This is a genomic window from Lacisediminihabitans profunda (assembly GCF_008040105.1).
In the GTDB taxonomy this organism is placed as follows: domain Bacteria; phylum Actinomycetota; class Actinomycetes; order Actinomycetales; family Microbacteriaceae; genus Lacisediminihabitans; species Lacisediminihabitans profunda.
Genome location: NZ_VRMG01000054.1, coordinates 1 through 278, shown reverse-complemented (window position 1 = coordinate 278; position 278 = coordinate 1). Strand labels below are relative to the sequence as shown.

At 65.8% G+C, this 278-nt stretch carries 1 pseudogene; it reads right to left on the bottom strand.

The annotated features are described in order from the left end of the window. Positions 1-278: pseudogene (locus FVP33_RS19025) on the bottom strand (elongation factor Tu); the annotation flags it as partial.

The following is a 278-nucleotide window of genomic DNA, read 5'->3' as shown; positions in this document are numbered from 1 at the left end:
CTCCTTGATACCGACGATCTCGCCCTCGTCGTTCGGGTGGAGGATTCCACGCTCGACGCGGCCGGTGATGACGGTTCCACGACCGGTGATCGTGAAGACGTCCTCGACGGGCATGAGGAAGGGCTTCTCGGTCTCGCGGATGGGCTCCGGAACGAACTCGTCGACCTTGTCCATGAGGTCGGCAACGGTCGCCGCCCACACGGGGGCACCCTCGAGGGCCTTGAGCGCGGAGAAGCGCACGACCGGTGCGTTGTCACCGTCGAACTCCGGGCTCGAGA